The organism is Algoriphagus sp. oki45, from assembly GCF_036245605.1.
GTDB lineage: Bacteria > Bacteroidota > Bacteroidia > Cytophagales > Cyclobacteriaceae > Algoriphagus.
Map to the genome: position 1 here is coordinate 2,106,592 of NZ_BTPC01000001.1, position 22,040 is coordinate 2,128,631.

Here is a 22,040-nt window from a genome sequence, read left to right on the forward strand (position 1 = left end):
TTGATTGGGGAAGATAAACACAAATTCAAAAAAAACCAGCTGGTGCATCTTCAAGGATTAAAATCAAAAAAGCCCCCTTTCGGAGGCTTATTTGGTTTTATCCATTTCCGCGGAGAATCTCCATCGGAGGCTGATTGATGATTCGACGCCCATTCAGCCAACCCAACACAATTGTCAGACCAGTGATTGCTAAATAAATGATCAACCCTTCCTTCCAAGCCAAGCTGAAATTCATTTCGAAGACAAACTCTCCCAAGAGGAAGGTGGCCATAAACGAAAGTAAGATTCCAGAAAGTGAAGCCAAGCTTCCCAAAAAGAAGTATTCTAAGGTATTGATCACTCGGACGATGCCCGAGCTCGCACCCAAAGTCCGCAAAAGGATACTTTCCCGCATCCGCTGATACTTGGAGATAATCAGCGAGCTGATCAGCACCAAAATCCCCGTGGCAATGGAGAAAAAAGCCATAAACTGGATCACAAAGCTGATTTTACCCAAGATATCCTCCAAGGTCTCCACAATCGTCCCGAGATTGATGATTGAAATATTCGGAAACTCCCGGACGATCTCTGACTGCACATCGGCAGCTTGACGGTCGTTTTGGGTTTTGGTGATGATCACATGGAATTTGGGGGCCTGTTCCAAAACTCCACTCGGGAAGAGCACCAGGAAATTGGTAGAAACCTGATTGAATTTCACATCCCGAAAGCTGCCGATGTAGGTTTTGATCGGACGGCCTTGGACATTGAAGATCAGCTCATCGCCGATTTTCATTCCATTCCCTTCTCCAAATCCTTTTTCCAAGGAGACAAACACACTGTCTCCTCTAGCTCCCAAGGGGATCAGTTCGCCTGAAGTCAGGGTTTCGGAAGAAATCAAGGTATCCCGATAAGTTACTCGAAACTCCCGGTTGTACAGCCAACGACTGTAATTCTCTTCGTCTGGAAGCTCTTCATTCTCTCGCTTATCTATTCCATTAATCTCATTGAGCTGCATGGTCACGATAGGCACCTCTTGGATGATACGCATTTTTCGGCCTGTCACTTTGGACTTGACATCCACCAGTTGAGGAGTTTGAATGTCAAACATCAGCATATTCGGCTGATCTTCTTTATCGGCAAACTTGGCCTCCTCCAGTAATTGGTTTTGGAGGAAAAAGAGCGTGCTGATCATTGCCGTTCCCAATCCGATGGTGGCAATCAGTGAAATGGTCTGATTGTTTGGCCGATAAAGATTAGCCAAAGCCTGTCTCCAGGGGTAGCTAAGTGTAATCGGTAAAAACCGCCTCACAGCCCACATGATGAACTTTCCTACTCCCCAAAGTGCTCCAAAAGCCACCAATACAAATGCCGTAAAACCGATAGCCCAGGCCACCTGCTTCAAAAGGTAAAAGCTAAATCCAAAGATAAAGAGTAAAATCCCCAGAACTACCGCCCAGCGGGCAGGGTCCTTTAGCAAGGTGGAATCGGCAGTTTCCGGTCTCAATGTAGCCATTGGAGAGACATTCCGCACTTTCAGCAAAGGAAGCAAGGCAAACAATACCGACACAAGAAGTCCTGTAATCAACCCAAAACCTACCGAAGTCCAGGAAATCCCCACCGTCACCTCCACAGGAAGGAAATCCGCAAAAACGGCCGGAAGAACAAACTGAAGCAAGGTGCCCAAAATCGACCCGATTAGTGCTCCGAAAAGACCCATGACTACGATTTCGACCAGATAAATCAACAACACATCCCGAGATGCTACTCCCAAACAGCGGAGAACCGCCACAGAGGCGAGCTTTTCTTTAACAAAAACATTGACTGCTGAGGCCACTCCCACACAACCCAAAAGCAAAGCGATGAAGGCTACCAAGCTCAGGAAGTTGGACAAGTTGCCGAAAGAACGGCCGGTGGATCTCTTTCTATCCTCGACGGTGTCGGCATCTACCCGATCGATCTCCCATTGGTCCTCGAAGGGCTTGATCAGTTCTTCCACATCTGTACCAGGCGTAAACTGCAAGTATCGATTGTACTCCACCCGGCTTCCGTATTGTACCAGCCCGGTTTCCTCAAGGTAGGCCATCGGAATATAGACTGCAGGAGCTACGGTGGCAGTGATCCCTGTCTGACCGGGGACTTTTTGGAGTTCGCCCACGATTTGAAACATTACCGCCCCAACCTTGATCGAGTCACCGACTTGTGCATCAAACTGCGCCATGAGCGTCTTTTCCACCAAGGCTTTTTTGCCTCCACTTCTAAAATCAGCATCTCCTTCTGCAGGTACCGTTTCCAATTTTCCATAAAAAGGAAAATCTCCCTCCAAAGCCCTAACCTGAGTCAGTCGGCTGGCGTCTTTGGCAGGAAAAGCTACCATGGAAGCAAAATTGACCTCGGAGGCAAATTGGATGGCCGCAGAATCAATAGCCTGATCGCCCAAAGGCTTGTTGTTTTCCAAGACCAAATCCGCTCCCAAGAGCTCCTTGGCCTGATTGTCTATGTCTTTGACTAGATTTTCCCCAAAACTGCTGATCGCTACCAAGGCAGCTATCCCAACCACGATGGAGGACACAAAAAGCAATAGGCGGGAGAGATTTTTGCGAAAATCCCGCATCGCCATTTTCAAAATCCAATTGAAATCAGGCATGGGCGTCCTCCTGTATTTTACCTCCCTTGATATGGATGATTCGCTGGGTTTTGGCAGCTAGGTCCAAGTCATGTGTCACCAAAACCAGAGTGGTTCCTTTTTCGGTATTCAGGTCAAAAATCAATTTTTCGATCATCTCTCCCGTTTCGGTATCGAGGTTTCCGGTGGGTTCGTCTGCGAAAAGAATTTTCGGCTCATTGGCAAAAGCCCGGGCAATCGAAACCCGCTGCTGCTCACCTCCGGAGAGTTGGGTGGGATAGTGTGTGGCACGATCTCCAAGTCCTACTTTTTCCAAAAGCTCTTGGGCTTTTTGACGCGCATCTTTTCTTTTTTTCAGTTCCAGAGGAACCATTACATTTTCCAAAGCGGTCAGCGTAGGCAGAAGTTGGAAGTTTTGAAAAATGAACCCCACATCTTGGTTGCGCACCGCTGCGCGCTGATCCTCATTGAGATTTTCAAGAGCCTTGCCGTTTAAGACCACCGATCCGGTAGAGCCGGAATCGAGTCCTGCGCAGAGTCCCAAAAGGGTGGTTTTTCCACTTCCGGAAGGCCCCACGATGGAAATGGTTTCCCCGGCCTGGATTTCAAAATTGACATTTTCCAAGACAGTCAGTTTGCGGTTGCCGCTTTGATAGGTCTTGGAAAGATTGCGAATAGCTAGTATGCTCATGGAATGTAAATAGGCGATAAGTAGAAAAGAAACTCGGTTGAGGCCAATTGGTTAGCCAAATTAAAGTCTGACACTTCAACCCATGTAAAGAAAATAAAATTCCCCGGCATGGGCCAAGCCGACTCGACAGACGGGGAGATTTGCTCGACCAACGAGGAAAAAGCTATTTTTAAGGAAAAATTCAGAGTTTGGAGATGCCAATCTGAACCTTTTTTTCAGAATTCCTTTCTAAAGGTAAATCACTCAAAAAATGAAAAGACAAAAGTCCACCCTTGCGATTTTACTGCTCCTGTTCACTTCAATGGTTCTATTTTCCTGTGGGGGAAATTCATCGGAAACCCAAACTGCAGAACAGACAGAGACGACGTCTGAAAGTCAGGAAGAAAAGCAGAAGGTAATTCTGTTTTTCGGAAATAGCCTTTCTGCAGGCTATGGCATCGACCCGGAGGATGCTTTTCCGGGGTTGGTTCAGGCTAGACTGGATAGCTTGGGTGAAAACTTCAAAGTCATCAATGGGGGGCTAAGCGGAGAAACCACTGCGGGTGGTTTGAGCCGATTGGATTGGTTTCTGGAAGAGGAACCTTTCATTTTCGTACTCGAACTGGGAGGAAATGATGGGTTACGAGGCATACAGCTGAGCGAAACGAAGAAAAATCTTTTGGCGATCATCGACAAAGTCAGAAGCAAGTATCCTGACACCAAAATCATTTTGGCAGGGATGCAGATTCCACCGAATATGGGACAGGAGTACACGGATGAATTCATGAAAATTTATCCTGCAGTCGCACAAGAGAAAAATGTCAAACTGATCCCTTTCCTTTTGGAAGGAGTGGCCGGCAATCCTGAACTCAATCTTCCGGATGGGATTCACCCAACCGAGGAAGGTCATCAGATTGTATTTGGGACGGTTTGGCCTTTTATAGAAGAAAATATCTAATCCATAAATAGCCTCTGTAATTGGAGGCTATTTTTTTGATACGATTTTTTAAATTGAATCGAGACAGGAAATAACCTATCCTTAAGCGTAATTTTCGAAATTGGGAAAATTGACTTCCATTCACGAAAATTTTACTCTATATTTTCGACTTCATTAAAATTTTTAAAAATGAGCTTTCAAATCAAAGAAACCCCAGACAGCTACGATGTGATCATCGTCGGTTCTGGTGCAGGAGGAGGAATGGCCTCTAAAGTCCTCTCCGAGGCTGGCCTTTCCGTGGCGGTGGTAGAGGCCGGAGGTGATTTCGATCCGGCAAAAGAGGAAGATCGGACGCAGCTTCGTCCACCTTGGGAATCCCCACGACGGGGAGCAGGTACACGAATCCGCCCATTTGGGGATTTTGACCAGGCTATTGGAGGATGGGATATCGATGGAGAACCCTACACCCGCAAAGACGGAACTTCCTTTGACTGGTTCCGATCCAGAATGGTCGGTGGCCGAACCAACCACTGGGGAAGAATTTCTTTGAGATTCGGTCCCAATGATTTTAAAAGAGCCAGCATTGACGGATTGGGCGACGATTGGCCTATTGGCTATGAGGATCTGAAGCCCTATTATGATAAAGTAGATAAGCTAATTGGAGTTTTTGGCTCCAAAGAAGGCATTTACAATGAGCCAGATGGCTTTTTCCTCCCTCCTCCCAAGCCAAGACTACATGAGCTATATATCAAAAAAGGAGCGGAAAAAGCAAATATTCCCACGATACCCGGGCGTCTATCCATGCTCACCCGACCGATTAACAATGAACGGGGAGTCTGTTTCTTTTGCAATCAGTGTAATCGAGCTTGCCAAGCTTATGCCGATTTCTCTGCAGGGACTTGTCTGGTACATCCTGCAATGAAAAAAGGCAAGGTCGATCTTTACACCCATTCCATGGTCCGTAAAGTAACTACCAACGATCAGGGATTGGCCACCGGAGTGTCCTTCGTATCCAAGATCGACATGAAAGAGTACAAGCTCAAGTCTAGAGTAGTGGTATTGGGAGCCTCTGCCTGTGAATCTTCCCGTATTCTGATGAACTCCAAATCCAAATCCCACCCCAATGGAATCGGAGGGGATTCAGATGCCTTAGGAAGATACTTGCACGACTCTACGGGAGCAAGCCGTGCGGGTATTCTGCCCGAATTGTTTGACCGGGATCGGTACAATGAGGATGGTGTCGGAGGGATGCACCTCTACACGCCTTGGTGGCTGGACAACAAGAAGTTGGACTTTGCCCGTGGATATCACATCGAATATTGGGGAGGAATGAGCCAGCCCTCTTATGGATTTGGGGGAGGAATGGACAGCATGCGAAAATATTTGAAGGACGAGTTTGGAAACCCAAGTCCCAACGGAGGCTATGGAGAAGGGCTGAAAAAAGATATTCGCCGAATATATGGCTCCACCCTGAGCATGGGAGGTAGAGGAGAGAGCATTCCTCAGTACACCAACTACTGCGAAATCGACCCGAATGTGGTGGATAAATACGGAATACCAGTCCTTCGATTTCATTACAAATGGACCGACCAAGAAATCAAGCAGGCCAGGCACATGCAGGATACCTTCGAGGAAATCCTGACCAATGCAGGAGCCACTCTCTTGGGTTCAAAACCGGGTCCCGAGACCAATTATGGTCTGGCAGCTCCCGGTCAAATCATCCATGAGGTAGGAACCACACGAATGGGAAATAACCCTAAAACCTCCGTCCTCAACTCCAACTGCCAAGCACACGACTGCAAAAATGTATTCGTAGTGGATGCGGGACCTTTTGTATCTCAGGCAGACAAAAACCCCACCTGGACTATCATGGCCCTGTCTTGGAGAACTTCCGATTACATTGTCGAACAATTGAAACAAAAAAACATCTAACCTATGAACAGAAGAGAAAACCTCAAATTGCTCTTTACCGGCTCCGTGGGAGCGGGTTTGTTGCTGACCGGTTGCGAGCCGGAGCAGGTGGCTGTCCAAGGTCAGGTAATGAATGGAGGCACACTGGGTGGACGTACAGAGGAAGAAAAGGCCCGGGACGCACGTTTGCTTTCGGAAACCTTTTTCACCGAAGAGGAAATGAAAAAGTTAAATACACTGGTAGACATCATCATGCCCGCTGATTCGGAGTCTCCTTCTGCGACGGAATTGAAAGTGCCGGATTTCATCGAATTCATGATGAAAGACCAACCAGGAATGCAAACCCCCATGCGGGGCGGATTGATGTGGCTGGATTTTGAAGCAGATGAGTTGTTTGGGAAAAAGTTCAATGACTTATCCAAAGAAGAAGTCATCCAAATCGTGGACTTAGTGGCCTGGCCTGAAAAGGCCACAGAAGCTTATTCCGGTGGAGTTCGCTGGTTTAATATGCTCAGAAATTTGACCTGCTCCGGCTATTTCTCTACTGAAGCAGGCTGGAAATATATTGGCTATTTGGGCAATCAGCCCAATGTTTGGGACGGCGTCCCGCAAAATGTCCTGGATAAACATGGCTTTTCCTATCCGGAAAAATACCTCAGCATCTACCTCAAGCCCGAAGAAAGAGGAAAAGTGGCTGTTTGGGATGAGGAAGGGAATCTGATTGGATAAGCAAAACCCATTTAATGATAAACCCGTCAGTTAATTCTGGCGGGTTTTCCTTTTTAAAAATATTCCAGTGACTTTGTTGATTTATAGAAATTCATTGATTTTTTTAGTGAAAAAACTGGAAATGAATCGATATTCTTACCTCTTACTTTTATCCTTTGGGTTTTTAATCTGGAGCTGTAATCCAAATGCTCAAGAGACGATTGTAAAAAGCAATCCAGCCAACTGGGAGTTTGAAAAAGTGGATTCGCTTCAGATTGACATTCTGGGTAATCCCGTCTTGGCAGATGTGGAGTTTGGCAAAGTATTGATCTACGATACCCAAAGTCGGGAATTCTTAATCCTGAAACTTCAGGGAGAAGTGCAGAGCCGGTTTATAAAAGATCCAGATTCCTTTGACAATTTTGGGTTTCCCCTCTTGCTCCCCGCCTTTTTAGACGAAAATCAGGTGATGATTCCGGGTACTTCAGGCCTGTATATTTATGATCTGGAGGGAAAAATGGAGGCCAAAATCCCCCATCCCGAAGTGCTTTCGGGAAGTACTTTTACCAATTTCCCGGGCTATTCCATTGACTACTTGAAAACTGGGGACAATCAACTAATTCTCAGCAAATCCTTTCGAATCTTCGAATCCTACGTCGGCCAAAAGGAATTCTATTCCCGGTTTCGGGCCTTGGAAGTACTCAATTTAGAAGACAACACAAGCCGGGCTTGGATTCCCTTCCCGGAAGACAGCCGATTCAAGAATGGGAATGGCTATATCCAAAGTGACTTTGAGCCTTATTTCGCAGCAGACGAAAAAGATGTGTATTTGGCCTTCGCCGGAGAACCCCGACTTCATCAGTTTGCCTGGTTGGGAGATTCGCTCAGCCACCAAAAAACGCTGGACTTGAAGCTTCCCGATTTTGCAGAAATCACCGGGAAGCCCTTGGAAAAGCTGGCAGATGTTGGGGTATCCACCAACCTTTCCACAGCAGCAATTCGTAAAGTCAGCCTTTGGGGGGATCGTATCTTGGTTTTGTTTTACCCTGGATTATCCACCGAGCAAGCGGAAGCCATCACTATGGAATTCCAAAAAGGAAACAGGGAGGAAGCCTTGGCAATGAGAAAATCATTTTTGGGCGACCGAAAGATGGGCATGGCTGTGGTGGACAAAACCTCATTCCAGCAACTGGGCATAGCCCAGTTTCCGGATTGGGTCAATCCTGGTGGATTTGTGAGAGAGGCCGAAGATTTTTGGTTCCAAAAAGCCTTCAATCCCGATGAGGAAGAGGATTTCTTGAAGATTTACAAAGTTAAACTGGTTGAAAAATGAGACGACTTTTAGTCCTTATCCTTGGATCTATTTTCCTATTCTCCTGCACTTCCAATGAGAAAAAAGACCTATCCGAATCAAATGAATGGGAACTAATCGTCGTCGATTCAATTCAGGTAGATTATTTAGGTCTTGTAGATGGATTGGAGTTCAAAGACGGGAAAGGGGTCCTGTTCAATTTCAAGGAAAACAAACTCTTGGAATTTAACTCAAGTGGAAAAATCCTCCACGAGCAAAGCTATCCCTTCGATGGTCCGGATAAGGTATTTTATCCTGTTCAGTTAAAATACACGAATGACGACAAGCTTTATGGGGCAAGTTTCATCGGATGGCTATACGAATTCAACTCGGACCTGACATTCAAACGGGAAATCAAATTGCCCTTCCTGACCGAAGCGAAGGACGGAGGGGGCTTGAGAAGGGTCCTTGAGGAATGGAGGGATAAATTAATCCTATATTATCCGGGGCGGGATGGAGCCAACCCGTATGACCCATTCTTTTTCAGAGATCATTTTTTGTTGGAAAAAGTGGATCCATCAACGGGAGCAGCTGAGCCGATTATTCGGACACCTTCCACGTCCCGGTATAGTTCGGACAAGTACTACGAAAGACCCTGGGTCAATTTTGGGATTTTGGGTGATACGCTCTACTTCACTTTGGATAATGAACCCCTAATTCATTTGTACGATTTGAATCAAAACGGAAAGTATCTAAGCACCCTAAATTTTCAACCCAGTAGGTTTGAAGACAATGGAGAACACACAGAAAAATACCAATATATCTCCGGCACTCAAATGCTGGATGGCAGGATCAAGCAACTTTTCCCAACAAAAGAAGGTATCGTAGTCACTTTCGAGGAAGGGATTACAGCCGATATTTTTGCTCAAAACGACCTGAAAGACCCCAAAAACTTCCCGCTTTATCCCCGATTCCAAAACCAAATCCTGAAGATCATCCAGCTGGACGGAACGCTTTCCAACGAAATCATCATCCCAAATCAAGTAGACCGCTTGGTAGGTCTTCAATCCCTCGACGAACCCTTTTTCGCCGTTCGGGACGACGAATGGATTGGAGAGGAGCAGGATTACATTACATTTTATAAACTCAAATTGGTCAGAAAATGAAAAACCAACTTTCTTTACTACTTCTCCTGATTTTTTTGGCCATTTCCTGCAGCCAAAAGGAAGAATCCCTTTCCGAAAAACCCCTTTCTGAGCAGCAGTTCGAGTTTGAGATTTACGACTCATTAGTGGTGGATTATTTGGGGAATCTAACCTTGATGGATCAAAGTCCTGACGGAAAGCATTTTTTGCTGATTGACCAAAATACTGACTCAATTCTCGTAACAGATCCCTCCGGAAAAACAATTTACAGTTACAAAATTACTGGAGAAGGTCCTGAAAAGATGGAAGGAAACCGGACTGGAGTTGCCAAGTTTTTAGATAATTCCACCTTTTTGATCCCTAGCAGCAGAGCCCTTTATCAGTATTCACTGGCTGGAGAATTGATCAAAAGCTTCCCCCCGGATTTTGAAGGAATGTCCCAATTGGTCATCCCTTCCAGCACTTCTCATACGAGGATGGGAGATCAGGTGATCACGCTCATGAAAGGCCGATACGACAAATTGGGTTCTTCAGGATTGGAATACCAAGCCCAATCCCGTCAGTTGGAAATCTTTGACTTTCAGACCGGAGACTTTTCTCCCATCGTACCTTTTCCCAAAGAATCGAAGTTCAGCAGCTCTACACTGGAATTTGGATTAATCGACCATTACCCTGCCTTCACTGTTCGAGATGACAGCCTTTACCTGATCTTTAGAAATGAACCCAAACTATTCATCTACTCCAAGGATCAATGGGACACTCCAGCAAGTATAAAACCCATTCCCCTTCCGAAATTTATTGAGCGGGAGATCAGTCAAAAAGACGCCGAAGGATTCAATGTTCGGGACTTTTTTTATGGCTCCATCGGAGGAATTTGGGCTCTGGAAAATCAAAACTTTTTGATTAGCTACCTCTCAGGACTGACCAATGAGGAATCAGATGAAGCTATAGCAGCGGCAGGGTCAGACTTCAACAAAATCTTTGAAGAAGGTGAAAAGAAAAACTCCGGAGGATATGTCCTTTTCAATGGAAATCAGGTTAGTCCCGTAATCATTAAATCAGAGCAACTGGGAAATATCAATTCAATCTACTCCCAAGAAGAAATTTGGTTTTCCCCAGACTTTGAAAAGGTAGAAAATGATTATTCAGTGATCTACAAAACCCGATTGATTTCCAGATGAAAAAGCTAATTTCCCTCTATTTACTTCTTCCTATTCTGACCTTTTCCTGTAGCCAAAAGGAAGAGTCCCTTCCTGAAAAACCCCTCTCTGAGCAGCAGTTCGAATTTGAGATTTACGATTCGCTGGTAGTGGACTATTTGGGAAATCTGTATTTGGCTGATATCAGTCCGGATGGGGAGACTTTCATGCTTTACAATGACCAAAATGACTCCATCTTCCTAGTCAACTCAGAAGGTGAGATTCGTTCAAAATTCATGAGAAAAGGAGAAGGGCCAGGAGATTATCGGGTTTCAAGGTACAATCCACCTCAGTTTTTAACCAACGCCGAAATCATCATACCGGCATGGATGGGATTTTATTGCTATTCTTTTTCAGGGGATTTAACCCGTAAGTTCGAAATGGGATACAACCCTTCCCATTCCCTTTTGGACCTGTATACCAACAAGATGGTGATTACAAAAGACCAGATAATTTACCCTTGGGAGGGAAGAAATGGGGATAGCCTGGGAGTTCAGGGAAAGGCCTTTCAACTTCAAACTAAAAGGCTGGAAGTCTTGGATTTGGAAAGCGGAAAGTTCACCCCCACCACCCCGTTTCCGGATCAATCCAAATTCAAAACGGATCAAACCGCCTACTTCAATTTCAATTACACCACTCGATTGGCAGGTTTGGGAGACTCCATCTATGTGGCCTACAGAAACGAACCCAAGATATTTACCTATCATCTGGAAAACTTAAATCAACCTAGCTCAGTACTAGAGATTCCTTTTGAGGAGTTTGTAGAAAAATCTCCCAGAGATGGGAATGATTTGAGCAGCTATGACATGAGAGACGTCTACTCTGGATCGATCAATGCGCTAATTCCATCAGGGGAAAATCGGTTTTTGATTAACTTCACAAGAGGAACGACGGATGAAGAGTACAACCAAATCTTCTCAAAAACAGGTCAAATCAATCAGGAATTTTATAAGGAAATCAGAAAAATCAGCGTATATGGCTGGATTTTATTTGATGGGAAGACAATTTCTCCTTTGATAGCAAGACGCCCGGAAATAGGAAGTCTTGGCAAACTGATTTCTGAGAATGAAATATGGTTTACGCCCAATTATTCGGAGGTGGAAAAAGACTACATAGTCCTCTACAAAACCCGACTCGTATCCAAATAGCCTCCTCCCAAATCCTGCTTTTTCCATTCGCGGGGAAGGCCGTCTGACTTTCCCCGCGATTGCTTATATTCCCTCCTGATCAATAAGAACCCCATGCAAAAATCCACCTACCTGATCTTGGCCACTGCGGGAATGCTATCATTCAATTCCCTCGCCCAAGATATCAAGCCAACTTCTGAAAAAACCCTTCAGGAATCCATAGACAAGCACAAAGCCCTTTTCGAATCCTCTCCCCTTCGGGATTTCAAAGCCCGAAACGTGGGCCCGACCAATATGTCCGGCCGAATCGTCGATATCGAGGTAGCCAATAACCTCAACACCTATTACATCGCCGCTGCATCGGGAGGTATCTGGAAAACCACCGACAACGGGCAGTCTTTCACACCCATCTTTGACCATCAGAGTGCTTTAGGCATTGGAGCTATGGCCCTGTCGGCTTCTGACAACAATATCCTTTGGGTAGGCACCGGAGAGGACAATTCCAGCCGATCCACTTACGCCGGATCGGGAGTGTACAAATCCACTGACAGCGGACAAACCTGGCAACATATGGGGCTCGTTCATTCCCAGCATATCGGTCAGATTCTCATTCACCCGACCAACCCGGATGTGGTATGGGTAGGCTCCATGGGCGGTCTTTATTCCAAAAACAAAGAGCGTGGACTCTACAAAACTACCGACGGAGGCAAAACCTGGAAAAAAGTCCTCTACATCGACGACAACACCGGCATCATTGACATTCAAATTCACCCGACCAATCCCGATGTGCTGCTAGCAGCAAGCTGGGAGCGATTCCGTCAGGCTCATGACTTTATCGGTAATGGAAAAGGCTCCGCAATTTGGAGATCCGAGGATGGTGGAAATACCTGGAAAAAAGCAGTCGAGGGCTTCCCACAGAACGAGTTTGTAGGAAGAATCGGATTTGATTTCGCTAAAAGTAACCCGGATGTAGTCTATGCCCTTTTGGACAATCAGGGAAAATCCGACAAACCTGCTCCAGAACCCCGACGCCGAGGAAATCAGCAGCAAGAAGAAAACCCGCTGAAAATCGAGGACTTCCAAAACATGCCTTTGGAGGAGGCTTTGGGCTTGGAAGACAAAAGACTGGAGACTTTTCTTAGAAGAAATCAATTTGCTACTCACTACACCCCGTCCGAGCTAAAGCGTCAGCTTAAAACAGGTAAAATCACCACGGCTCAAATCGCCAATTACAACGGTGGTGCAGTCGATGCCAATGCGGCTATGTTTGGACAACCTATCATTGGTGCTGAGGTCTATCGCTCAGAAGATGCAGGGAAAAGCTGGCAATTGGTCTCTGAATCGGACATCCGTCAGCTCTACAATACTTATGGCTATTATTTTGGCGAAATCCGGGTGAGTACCTCCGACGAAAATGAAGTCTTTGTTTTGGGAGTTCCTTTGCTGGTTTCACGAGATGGTGGCAAAAACTTCTCCCGAACTGACACCATTGGCCGACCTCACTCAGACCATCAGGCCATGTGGATCAATCCCAAGGACAGCAAGCACATCCTGTTGGGAAATGACGGAGGACTTTATCGAAGCTATGGTGGCGGCGCGATTTGGGATCACCTGAATACCCAAATGCCAATTTCCCAGTTCTATTCTATTATGGTCGATCAGGCTACCCCATACAATATCTATGGTGGTATGCAGGACAACGGGGTTTGGTATGGTAAGTCCACCAACAAGCCGGAGGATCCTTGGGAGCCTTTACTTGGCGGTGATGGAATGGTCGTCGCAGTGGATACCCGGGACAATGACATTGTGTATACCGGATCCCAGTTCGGAAATTACATGCGGATCAACAAAAAAACCGGAGAAAGACGCCGAATCACTCCCGGACATGATATCGGAAATGCTCCCAATCGATGGAACTGGAGAACGCCTGCTGAGTTGAGTTACCACAATCAAGACATCGTGTATATGGGTTCCCAGTACGTGTACCAGTCCCTAGATCAGGGAAATACCTGGACCACCATCTCTCCCGACCTGACTAAAAATCAAAAGAGCGGGAATGTGCCTTTTGCAACTTTGACCGTGGTCGAGGAATCCCCCTTGGAGTTTGGAACGCTGTATGCCGGAACGGACGACGGAAATGTCTGGATTACCCGAAACAATGGAGGCAACTGGACCAGTCTGAATGCAGGCCTTCCTCAGGACCGATGGGTGAGCAGCATTTCTCCCTCCAAGTTCAAAGAGGGAAGAGTTTACATCACACTGAATGGATATCGCTTTGATGAATTCAATACCTATGTGTATATGAGTGAGGACTATGGGAAAACCTGGACCTCAATCAAGGGAAACCTTCCTGAAGAAGCTACCAACATCATCATCGAAGACCCAAAAATGCCCAATATTCTATATTTGGGAACAGATCATGGCTTGTATGTGAGCTTGGATAAAGGAAAAAATTGGAACTTATTCCAAGGGGAAATTCCAAATGTAGCCATTTACGATATGGTCATTCAGGAAAGAGAAAACCACCTCGTGGTGGGTACGCATGGTCGCAGTGTGTATGTCGTCGATCTGAAACAGATTCATGAATGGGCTAAGCCCGGACCCAAAGTCATGGAAAACAATTAAATGAAAAAGCCTCTGAAGTCGACTTCAGAGGCTTTTTTATGGAAAATCAGAAAATCAAAACAAACGGAACCCAACCGAAAGAATCCATTGATTGATTCGGTTATCGGTCTGGAATTGACCCAGGTTTTGGGTGACTTTGGAAAGGCCCCCTTCATATTTTCCCTCAATAGAAAGGTTCCCGATATCCACACCTACACCGGCTTGGTAGCCTAAGGTAGCATTGCTGAAGTTGGCCTCGCCTACCGTATCAATAGATTCTTCCAGTTTCGAATTGATATTGATACTGGCCACAGGACCTGCCATCAATCGGATGACTTTAAACACTCTGAAACCAGCTAATACAGGAATATCCAAGCGATTGAACTCCGCTTTATAATTTTCAGGAGGAGTACCACCGCTTACCCCACCGGGGACAAAGGCAAACTCTCCCTTAGTTTGGGTGAAAAGCAATTCGGGCTGCACAAAAAAGCCGGCACCGCCAAATCGCCCAAATAAACCAATATGATACCCTGTCTGCGCATTGGCAGGCACAAAGTTTTCATTTTTAAAATCAAGTTCAGTACTGCTAAGTCCTGCTTTGATTCCTACTCCATTTTGGGAAAAAGCCCAATGGGAGAGCAGTAGTAATGTGAAAAGAAATGTGAGTTTTTTCATGAGTAGTGCGGTTTAGTTTTGGTATAAACGCACTTTTTGCAATTCTCTTGCCAGAAAAAAAGAGAATTAAGCCACTTGGGATTTGGCAAGTTGGTATAGATCAAAAAAATCGATGGGTTTGGGGACTAAGCAGCTGAATTGCCCCTCGGATTTTTCTCTATAGTAATTTACGTCCCCGGCAGTAAATCCGATAATAGGAATTTGCTTAGTTTCATCACTTTCCCGTACATGCTTTAAAAGCTCAATTCCATCCATTTCAGGCATCATGATGTCAGTAAGAATGATTTGAAAAGTTGGGTCAAATTCCAATTGAATCAGGGCCTCTTTCCCATTTCTGGCAACAACGACCTCATCATTTGATTTCTCAAATATCCTTTTCAATATCATCAAATGAACGGTGTCATCTTCAACCAGCAGGACCTTCATTAAAACAGGGGCGAATGGAATTTAAAATGCTTTTTCAAGTATACGAAAATACCCAACACGATTACGAAAAACTATGCCAAAAAAATAGCCAGTCTTTCGGACTGGCTATTGAAATGATGACAAGTTTTCCTTATGCCGCTTGAGGAGCACCAAATAGGCCGATCATGTTCAAGATCAAAAGAATGATCACCACAGGACAAACCCATTTGATAAAGAAAATCCAAGCCGTACGGGAAATACCTTTGAAACCAGGAGCTCCCAAGGCCAGTTCGTCAGCATAATCGCTGATCTTCTGACCCCAGCCGGTATACAGAGAGAGCATCAGACAGATGACAATCACCGCAAAAGTACCGAAAATGAAGTCCATTGCACCAAAGAATCCTTCGATAGGATTACTTAGGAAAGAGAAACGAATTTCCGCGAAGAAATTCCCTTCAATGGAAGAAAGTGCAGAAGGAATAGAAAGCAACATGGCTGCGATACCTACAGTCCAAGTGGCCTTCTTTCTGTTCCACTTGCGGTCGTCAATCAGATAGGCTACAGGCACTTCCAGCATGGAAATGGTGGAAGTCAAAGCAGCCACCATCAACAAAAGGAAGAATAGCGCACCGATAAAGCTTCCCCCTGGCATGGCATCAAAAACTCTTGGAAGCACATCGAAAACCAAAGCAGGACCTGCTGCAGGATCTTTGCCCGGCAATAGGGCAAACAAAGCAGGGAAAACCATCAAACCTCCCAACAGAGCAACCGCAGTATCCATACCCGCAATCCAACCGGAAGACTGAATGATATTGGACTTTTTATCCAAATAAGACCCAAAAGTAATCATCAATCCCCAGCCTACAGACATGGAGAAAAACGCTTGCCCCAAAGCCTGCAGAATAACTGTTCCATTGATCTTGGAGAAGTCGGGGTTAAGGTAATATTGAATTCCTGCCTCAGCACCCTCCAGGGTCACCGAACGACCTGCAATAAACAGGATGATGATAAAAAGGATGGGCATCAGGAATTTAGCTGCCTTTTCAATACCTCCTGAAACACCTCCCAAGACAATCAAAATGGTCATCAGGATAAAAAGGAAGGTCAGAGGAATTACATAAAGGGGAGTTTCTACAAACTCTTCAAAATCAACAGGGATATTGATGATTTCAGTAACAATATAGCCTACTGTCCAGCCTGCAATTACTGAATAGTAGCTGAATACGAAAAAACAGACCAAGACGCAAAGCACACCGGCAAGCTGCCAAAACTTGTTTCCTCCGGTATCCCGGATGGCTCCGATGGGGTTTTTTCCGGACCTTCTACCTAAGGCAATTTCATTGAAAAGCAGAGGCAATCCGATAAATAGCACACAAAGTATGTATACAAATACAAAGGCTCCTCCACCGTTTTCTCCTGTGAGGTAAGGAAATCTCCAAATATTTCCCAAGCCTACAGCGGAGCCGGCCGCCGCCATAATAAATCCGAGACTGGATCCAAACTGACCTCTGTCCTCTGAATTAGAACTTACTGCCATAGATAATGCTAAAGTTAAATTAAGGGTATAAACTGCTTTTTAAGAGCGGGCTAAGATAATTTGTTTTGCCAAAATACCTATTCCCGCTTGGAAAGTTTTGGGCTCAAATCCCAGTTGTTTTCTTGCTTTATCGATAATAAACCCTGTTTTCATGGGTCTTTTTGCAGGCTGAGTAAATCGGGTCGAATCTGTCTTCTTGATCAGACTCTTATCCAACCCAAAAAAATCAGCCGTCTGAATTGCCATATCATAAGGCGTCAGCAATTCTTCTCCGGATATATTGAAAATTCCTGTTGCTCGCTTCTCTGCAATCAGGATGCAACCGGCAGCAAGATCTTCAGCCAAAGTTGGAGTCCGAACTTGATCATCCACTACTTGGATTTCCTTTTCCTGCTCCAGCGAAGATTTTACCCAAAGAATGATGTTGCTTCTACTTAGGCCCGGAGCAATTCCATAGACCAAAACAGTTCGCGCTATAGCCCATTTCAATGAGGAATTCTTAACTATTTCCTCTCCTTCCAGCTTGGTCTGACCATAAAAATTCACCGGCTCAGGGGAGGCGTTTTCATCGTAGGGGTTCATTCCGTCTTCCCCGGAAAAGATGAAGTCAGTGGAAACAAAAATAAAATGAGCGTTTACCTTTTCAGCTGCCGAAACCAAGAAACGGGTAGCAGTGACATTGGCACGATAGCAAGCTTCTTGATTCAGCTCACATTCGTCCACGTGGGTCATTGCAGCGGCATGAATCAGCACGTCCGGCTGGATATTCTCAATCACTTCTTCCACGTTGGCTTGATCTTCAATGTCCAACATCTGATAGTGAAAGCCTTTTCCGGATAAACGGGAAGGCCCTCTTCCTGTGGCTATGACCTCAAAATTCCCCTGATTGATCAACTGATCCACCAACTTCTGTCCCAAAAGCCCATTGGCGCCTGTAATCAGGATTTTGGGTTTACTTGGATTCGGGGTAGACATAGCCAAATTCTTTTTCGATCTTCTTTTTAGAAACTTTTTCTACCGTCACCTTCATATAGACTGGGGTGTTGGGCATTTCTCGGGTGGTAGGTTCCGCTGCAATTTTATCCACGACCTCCAATCCAGAGAGGACTTGCCCAAAAACCGTGTATTCAAAATCCAGGTGAGGAGCACCTCCAATCTCTGCATAGGCTTTGATTTGCTCAGGAGTGTAATCTTTGGTCAGCTTTATTTTTAATGTTTCTGCTATTTCATCCCGTTTAGAAAGAAGCAAATTGGTCAAGCTGTCAAACTTCTGCTCTTCGTATAAGCGGGTGTATTCCTGCTTGAGATCCTGAGCAGAACCCAACTGCATGTACTGAAAGACGGCTTTCTGGAGAGCGGGAAAATCGGTGGTCAATTCCTGTTCCTCGTAAGTTCTTCCATCTACAATATAAAATTGCGATCCATTGCTTCTCTTTTGGGGATTAATATTGTCTCCCTGTCTGGCAGCCGCTATCATCCCTTTGGTATGGACATGATTGGTTCGAATCTCAGCGGGAAGGGTCGGCCACTCCTTTGCTGGCAAACCTTCTTTTCCGAAAACATCCCCGCCTTGGACCATGAAGTCTTGAATGATCCGATGAAATTGAGTCGAGTCAAATCTGCCAGCCTCTGCCAAATCAATGAAATTGTTCTTGTGCTCCGGTGTGTCATCAAAAAGAATGGCTTTGATCTCTCCGTGTCGGGTTTCAATGGTGACTAAATAATCTTTGTTTTGTCCACAAGCAGCAAAGCTCAACAGAACCAGGATAAGAGCGAGCGCTCTACAATGGATTCTCATATCAGCGAATTGTTTTTTTTATTTCTTCCAAAATTTCCTTGCCTCCCGCTTGAAGAACTTGCTCTGCGAGTTGCTCTCCTAAGCGCTCAGGGGCATTTTTGGCACCGGAAACGGAAAGACGAATTCTCTTTTTCCCGTCCAGACTGATAATCCCCCCGTCTAAGGTCAGTTTTTCGCCCTCAACAGAGGCAAGAGCAAAAACAGGAATACTGCATCCTCCTTCCAAGACCCTAAGGTAAGCCCGCTCAGCCCGAAGCCGGGCTTCAGTCTCCGGGTGATTACAGGCCTGAATGATTTTTTTCTTCAACTCAGTATCCAAAGATTTGGCCGATTCGATGGCTACTGAGCCCTGTCCCACCGCCGGAATAAACTCCTCCAAACTCAACAACTGCGCTATTTGATCATCATAACCCATCCGGTGGACACCAGCAAAAGCCAAAAGTAAGGCATCACAAAGCCCTTCTTCCATCTTTCGGATTCGGGTTTGAAGATTTCCCCTGACCTCAACTGTTTTTACATGGGGATAAAAATGTTTCAAAGTCGCTACTCTCCGGGTCGAAGAAGTGCCGATCACCAGTGGTTTTTCGGTAGAAGAGAGACTGATCTCTTTGTCATTGGACAGCAACACATCATTGACTTGCTCACGCTCGGTGAATGCGATAAGCTCAAAAGCCTCATCCAGTCTAGATTGCATATCCTTTGCCGAGTGGACCGCAATATCAATCCTCCCGTCCTGGAGCTGATCTTCCAATTCCTGGGTAAAAACTCCTTTACTCCCGATTTTGGCTATGGAGACGTCCAAGACTTGATCTCCTTTGGTGTCGATCAGAACAATCTCGGTATCCATCCCGGCCTTTTTCAGCAAATCCTCCACATGATATGCTTGCCAAAGGGCTAGTTTACTTCCTCTTGTCCCGATTTTTACTGTATGACTCATTGATTTTTATCCCGTTTTAGAGTGGGCATTTTACGGACTCCTGCCTCTACATATTTGATTATTTCCCCTGCGACATTAACTCCAGTGGCACTTTCTATCCCCTGCAAGCCCGGTGAACTGTTAACTTCCAAAATCAAAGGACCGCGGTCAGACTGTAGCAAATCCACACCTGCCACATCCAAGCCCAAAGCCTTTGCCGCGTTGAGAGCTGCCTGCCTCTCAGCCCGGCTCAATTTTATGACGGTCGCCACCCCTCCGCGGTGAAGATTGGAACGAAACTCCCCTTCCGCACCTTGCCGCTTCATCGCCCCGACTACTTTGCCATGTACGACAAAAGCTCTGATATCGGCTCCTTTGGCCTCTTTGATGTACTCCTGCACAATAATCCGAGCTTTCAGCCCATGAAAAGCCTCGACTACAGACTGTGCGGCTTTTTTGGTCTCTGCCAATACCACCCCGAGTCCCTGGGTGCCTTCCAGCAATTTGATGATGACCGGAGCACCACCTACCTGTCCGATGAGCTGCTTTTCTCCTCCTTTGGAAAAATTGGTAAAGGCTGTTTTTGGCATCCCAAGGCCATTTTTGGAGAGAATCTGAAGACTTCTCAGCTTATCTCTACTTCTGACAATCGCTTGGGAAGTCACTGCCGAAAATGCCCCCATCAATTCAAACTGACGGACCACAGCAGTGCCATAAAACGTAACAGAAGCACCAATCCTTGGAATGATGGCATCGATTCCTTCGAGTAGTTGGCCTTTGTAAAAAATAGAGGGGCCATTTTGCTCAATTATCAGATCACAAAGACTGTGGTCGACAATCAATGCCTCATGCCCAGCCTTTTTGATCTCTTCAAAAAGCCTTCTGGTGGAATAAAGCTTAGGATTTCTGGATAAGATGGCAATCTTCATTTTTTGCTGCGATAGGGTTTTCCCAAATTGGTTTTTGATACATCTACCAGAAATCTTCCGGTAAGAATCTTCCGTCCGAGGAGAATGGAATTTTTCATGGAAGAGCGATCAGACAGCGTAAATTCCGCCAGGAACTTTTCTCCTGCGAGACTGAGCTCCGTCTCGATCAAATATCTGATTTCTGCCTGACCGAAGGAATTTTTGATCTTTTTTTCCCTGTATTTTTCAAAGATTAAGGTCTTTCCGGTAAACTTTTCATGGGCAGGCATCAAAATCTGAAATTTCAGCACTTTTTTCCCATCCACTTCCTCTTCACGGATTTCCTCTGCATGAAGACTGCTTGTATAAGCTCCTGTGTCTACTTTTGCCCACACCAAATTCAATCCCAATTTTGGGAGGCTGATTTTTTCTTTTCGTCCGATTATGCGCTTGTCCATAGGTCAGGATTTGGCCATCATCAGGAGAAAGTCCATAGATAGGTCCGTAAAAATCATTTTGGCATTTCCATTTCGCTCCAGATGATAGTGAGCTTTGTTAAACGCTTCATACATCTGCTCGGCATGAGCCTCGGTCAGGACTTTTTTGCTGATTTTGGAAATGAAGTCCAGATCTTCCTCTGTAGTCCGAAGCAGCTGATCCATGTCCAGGTTCTTCAGCATGATCTCCCGGGTCACATTCAGTCCGGCTAGCATCATGGATTTTTGGGCCTCTTTGTCTCTTTTGTGAAAGTGATCGGATAGTGTAAAAATCTCTTTTATGTTTTTGCTGGCGCAAAGTCGAAACCAATCCCTGATTTCCCTGATGGTATGGTCTTCGGTATTGTCCAATAGCCGGAGCGCCTCACCCAAGTTTCCGTCAGCAAGCATCGCTACCTGCTCGGCGGATTTAGGATCGCAGAGCCCCTGATCGACCAAATGGGACTTGATTTCCTCATCAGTAAAGGCTCTCACCAGGATCTTTTGAGTTCGGGAAAGAATGGTTGTCAGCAATTGATCTGCTTGAGCCGTCACGAGGATAAAAATGGTCTTAGCAGGTGGTTCTTCAAGGATTTTCAGCAGGGCATTGGCAGCGGAGGGATGCATGTACTCGGGTGCCCAGATCAACATGATCTTATATCCGCCTTCGAATGACATCAAAGAGAGGGTTTGAATGATCCGTCTTCCAGCTGCACGGGAGATGTTGAGCTGCTTTTTCTCAAACCCAAGAAAGTAAATAAAGTCGTGGATAGATCCATAAGGCTGATACTGAACAAATTCTCTCCAGCGGGAAAGATTGTCCGTCTTATCCTCCTCATCATCTTTTTTATCCTCATCCTTATCCTTTCCTACCTCCGGAAAGGCGAAATTCATGTCAGGAAGAATCAGCTTTTTCATTCGCTGACAGGAGCTGCAAGTGCCGCAGGAGTCTGATTCTCCCGGATTTTCGCAGAAGAGGTAAGTAGCCAAAGCCAAGGCCAAAGTTAGATTGGCAGAGCCTTCCGGACCGTGAAACAGGAGCGCATGCGCCAAATGATTGAATTTGACGGCATTGATGAGTTTCTCTTTGGTCTCTGGCAAGCCAGGAATATCGGCAAATTGCATGATCTA

The 22,040-nt window shown here is 45.6% G+C and carries 19 protein-coding genes; 8 read left to right on the top strand and 11 right to left on the bottom strand.

Annotated features, from left to right (window positions below; translation table 11 throughout):
* Positions 1–97: 97 nt before the first annotated feature.
* Positions 98–2,623 carry an ABC transporter permease gene (locus tag AAA942_RS09145; protein ID WP_338219936.1) on the bottom strand — a complete coding sequence of 842 codons (2,526 nt, stop codon included), beginning with the start codon at positions 2,621–2,623 and terminating at the stop codon, positions 98–100.
* Positions 2,616–3,293 (bottom strand): ABC transporter ATP-binding protein, encoded by a 678-nt coding sequence (locus tag AAA942_RS09150; protein ID WP_338219938.1) that lies wholly within the window; start codon positions 3,291–3,293, stop codon positions 2,616–2,618. Before AAA942_RS09150 ends, AAA942_RS09145 begins: the two co-directional genes overlap by 8 nt.
* A gap of 250 nt (positions 3,294–3,543) precedes the next feature.
* On the opposite strand from AAA942_RS09150, the gene AAA942_RS09155 reads away from it, so the two are divergent.
* From AAA942_RS09155 to AAA942_RS09190, 8 genes are all read left to right on the top strand, one after another.
* Positions 3,544–4,230, top strand: a complete 687-nt coding sequence (locus tag AAA942_RS09155) for an arylesterase (protein WP_338219939.1) — start codon at positions 3,544–3,546, stop codon at positions 4,228–4,230.
* Positions 4,231–4,398: 168 nt separating this feature from the next.
* Positions 4,399–6,141: a GMC family oxidoreductase gene (locus AAA942_RS09160; protein ID WP_338219940.1), complete on the top strand. Its 1,743-nt coding sequence runs from the start codon at positions 4,399–4,401 to the stop codon at positions 6,139–6,141.
* Positions 6,142–6,144: 3 nt separating this feature from the next.
* The gene (locus AAA942_RS09165) at positions 6,145–6,849 is read left to right on the top strand and encodes a gluconate 2-dehydrogenase subunit 3 family protein (RefSeq protein ID WP_338219941.1); all 705 of its coding nucleotides are present in this window, start codon (positions 6,145–6,147) and stop codon (positions 6,847–6,849) included.
* Positions 6,850–6,970: 121 nt separating this feature from the next.
* Positions 6,971–8,161, top strand: a complete 1,191-nt coding sequence (locus tag AAA942_RS09170; protein WP_338219942.1) for a hypothetical protein — start codon at positions 6,971–6,973, stop codon at positions 8,159–8,161.
* Positions 8,158–9,285 (top strand): hypothetical protein, encoded by a 1,128-nt coding sequence (locus AAA942_RS09175; protein WP_338219943.1) that lies wholly within the window; start codon positions 8,158–8,160, stop codon positions 9,283–9,285. The genes AAA942_RS09170 and AAA942_RS09175 overlap by 4 nt, the downstream gene beginning before the upstream one ends.
* Positions 9,282–10,445 (top strand): hypothetical protein, encoded by a 1,164-nt coding sequence (locus AAA942_RS09180; RefSeq protein ID WP_338219944.1) that lies wholly within the window; start codon positions 9,282–9,284, stop codon positions 10,443–10,445. Before AAA942_RS09175 ends, AAA942_RS09180 begins: the two co-directional genes overlap by 4 nt.
* Positions 10,442–11,611, top strand: a complete 1,170-nt coding sequence (locus tag AAA942_RS09185; RefSeq protein WP_338219945.1) for a hypothetical protein — start codon at positions 10,442–10,444, stop codon at positions 11,609–11,611. The genes AAA942_RS09180 and AAA942_RS09185 overlap by 4 nt, the downstream gene beginning before the upstream one ends.
* 93 nt (positions 11,612–11,704) lie before the next feature.
* Entirely contained in the window at positions 11,705–14,215 is a 2,511-nt protein-coding gene (locus AAA942_RS09190; RefSeq protein WP_338219946.1) for a WD40/YVTN/BNR-like repeat-containing protein, read from the top strand.
* A gap of 54 nt (positions 14,216–14,269) precedes the next feature.
* On the opposite strand, the gene AAA942_RS09195 is transcribed toward AAA942_RS09190, so the two are convergent.
* The 9 genes from AAA942_RS09195 to AAA942_RS09235 form a co-directional block, all read right to left on the bottom strand.
* Positions 14,270–14,869 (bottom strand): porin family protein, encoded by a 600-nt coding sequence (locus AAA942_RS09195; RefSeq protein WP_338219947.1) that lies wholly within the window; start codon positions 14,867–14,869, stop codon positions 14,270–14,272.
* A 66-nt stretch (positions 14,870–14,935) separates the two neighbouring features.
* Positions 14,936–15,295, bottom strand: a complete 360-nt coding sequence (locus AAA942_RS09200) for a response regulator (protein WP_338219948.1) — start codon at positions 15,293–15,295, stop codon at positions 14,936–14,938.
* A 130-nt stretch (positions 15,296–15,425) separates the two neighbouring features.
* Entirely contained in the window at positions 15,426–16,811 is a 1,386-nt protein-coding gene (locus AAA942_RS09205) for a sodium-dependent transporter (protein ID WP_338219949.1), read from the bottom strand.
* A 39-nt stretch (positions 16,812–16,850) separates the two neighbouring features.
* Positions 16,851–17,786 (bottom strand): SDR family oxidoreductase, encoded by a 936-nt coding sequence (locus AAA942_RS09210; protein WP_338219950.1) that lies wholly within the window; start codon positions 17,784–17,786, stop codon positions 16,851–16,853.
* Positions 17,764–18,609: a peptidylprolyl isomerase gene (locus tag AAA942_RS09215; protein WP_338219951.1), complete on the bottom strand. Its 846-nt coding sequence runs from the start codon at positions 18,607–18,609 to the stop codon at positions 17,764–17,766. Before AAA942_RS09215 ends, AAA942_RS09210 begins: the two co-directional genes overlap by 23 nt.
* A 1-nt stretch (position 18,610) precedes the next feature.
* Entirely contained in the window at positions 18,611–19,546 is a 936-nt protein-coding gene (gene hemC / locus AAA942_RS09220; RefSeq protein WP_338219952.1) for a hydroxymethylbilane synthase, read from the bottom strand.
* Entirely contained in the window at positions 19,543–20,454 is a 912-nt protein-coding gene (gene rimK, locus AAA942_RS09225; protein ID WP_338219953.1) for a 30S ribosomal protein S6--L-glutamate ligase, read from the bottom strand. Before rimK ends, hemC begins: the two co-directional genes overlap by 4 nt.
* On the bottom strand, positions 20,451–20,891 hold the full coding sequence (locus tag AAA942_RS09230) for an ATP-dependent zinc protease family protein (RefSeq protein WP_338219954.1): 441 nt from the start codon (positions 20,889–20,891) through the stop codon (positions 20,451–20,453). The genes rimK and AAA942_RS09230 overlap by 4 nt, the downstream gene beginning before the upstream one ends.
* Positions 20,892–20,894: 3 nt before the next feature.
* Complete coding sequence (locus tag AAA942_RS09235; protein WP_338219955.1) at positions 20,895–22,034, bottom strand: DNA polymerase III subunit; 1,140 nt, start codon at positions 22,032–22,034, stop codon at positions 20,895–20,897.
* Positions 22,035–22,040 lie beyond the last annotated feature (6 nt).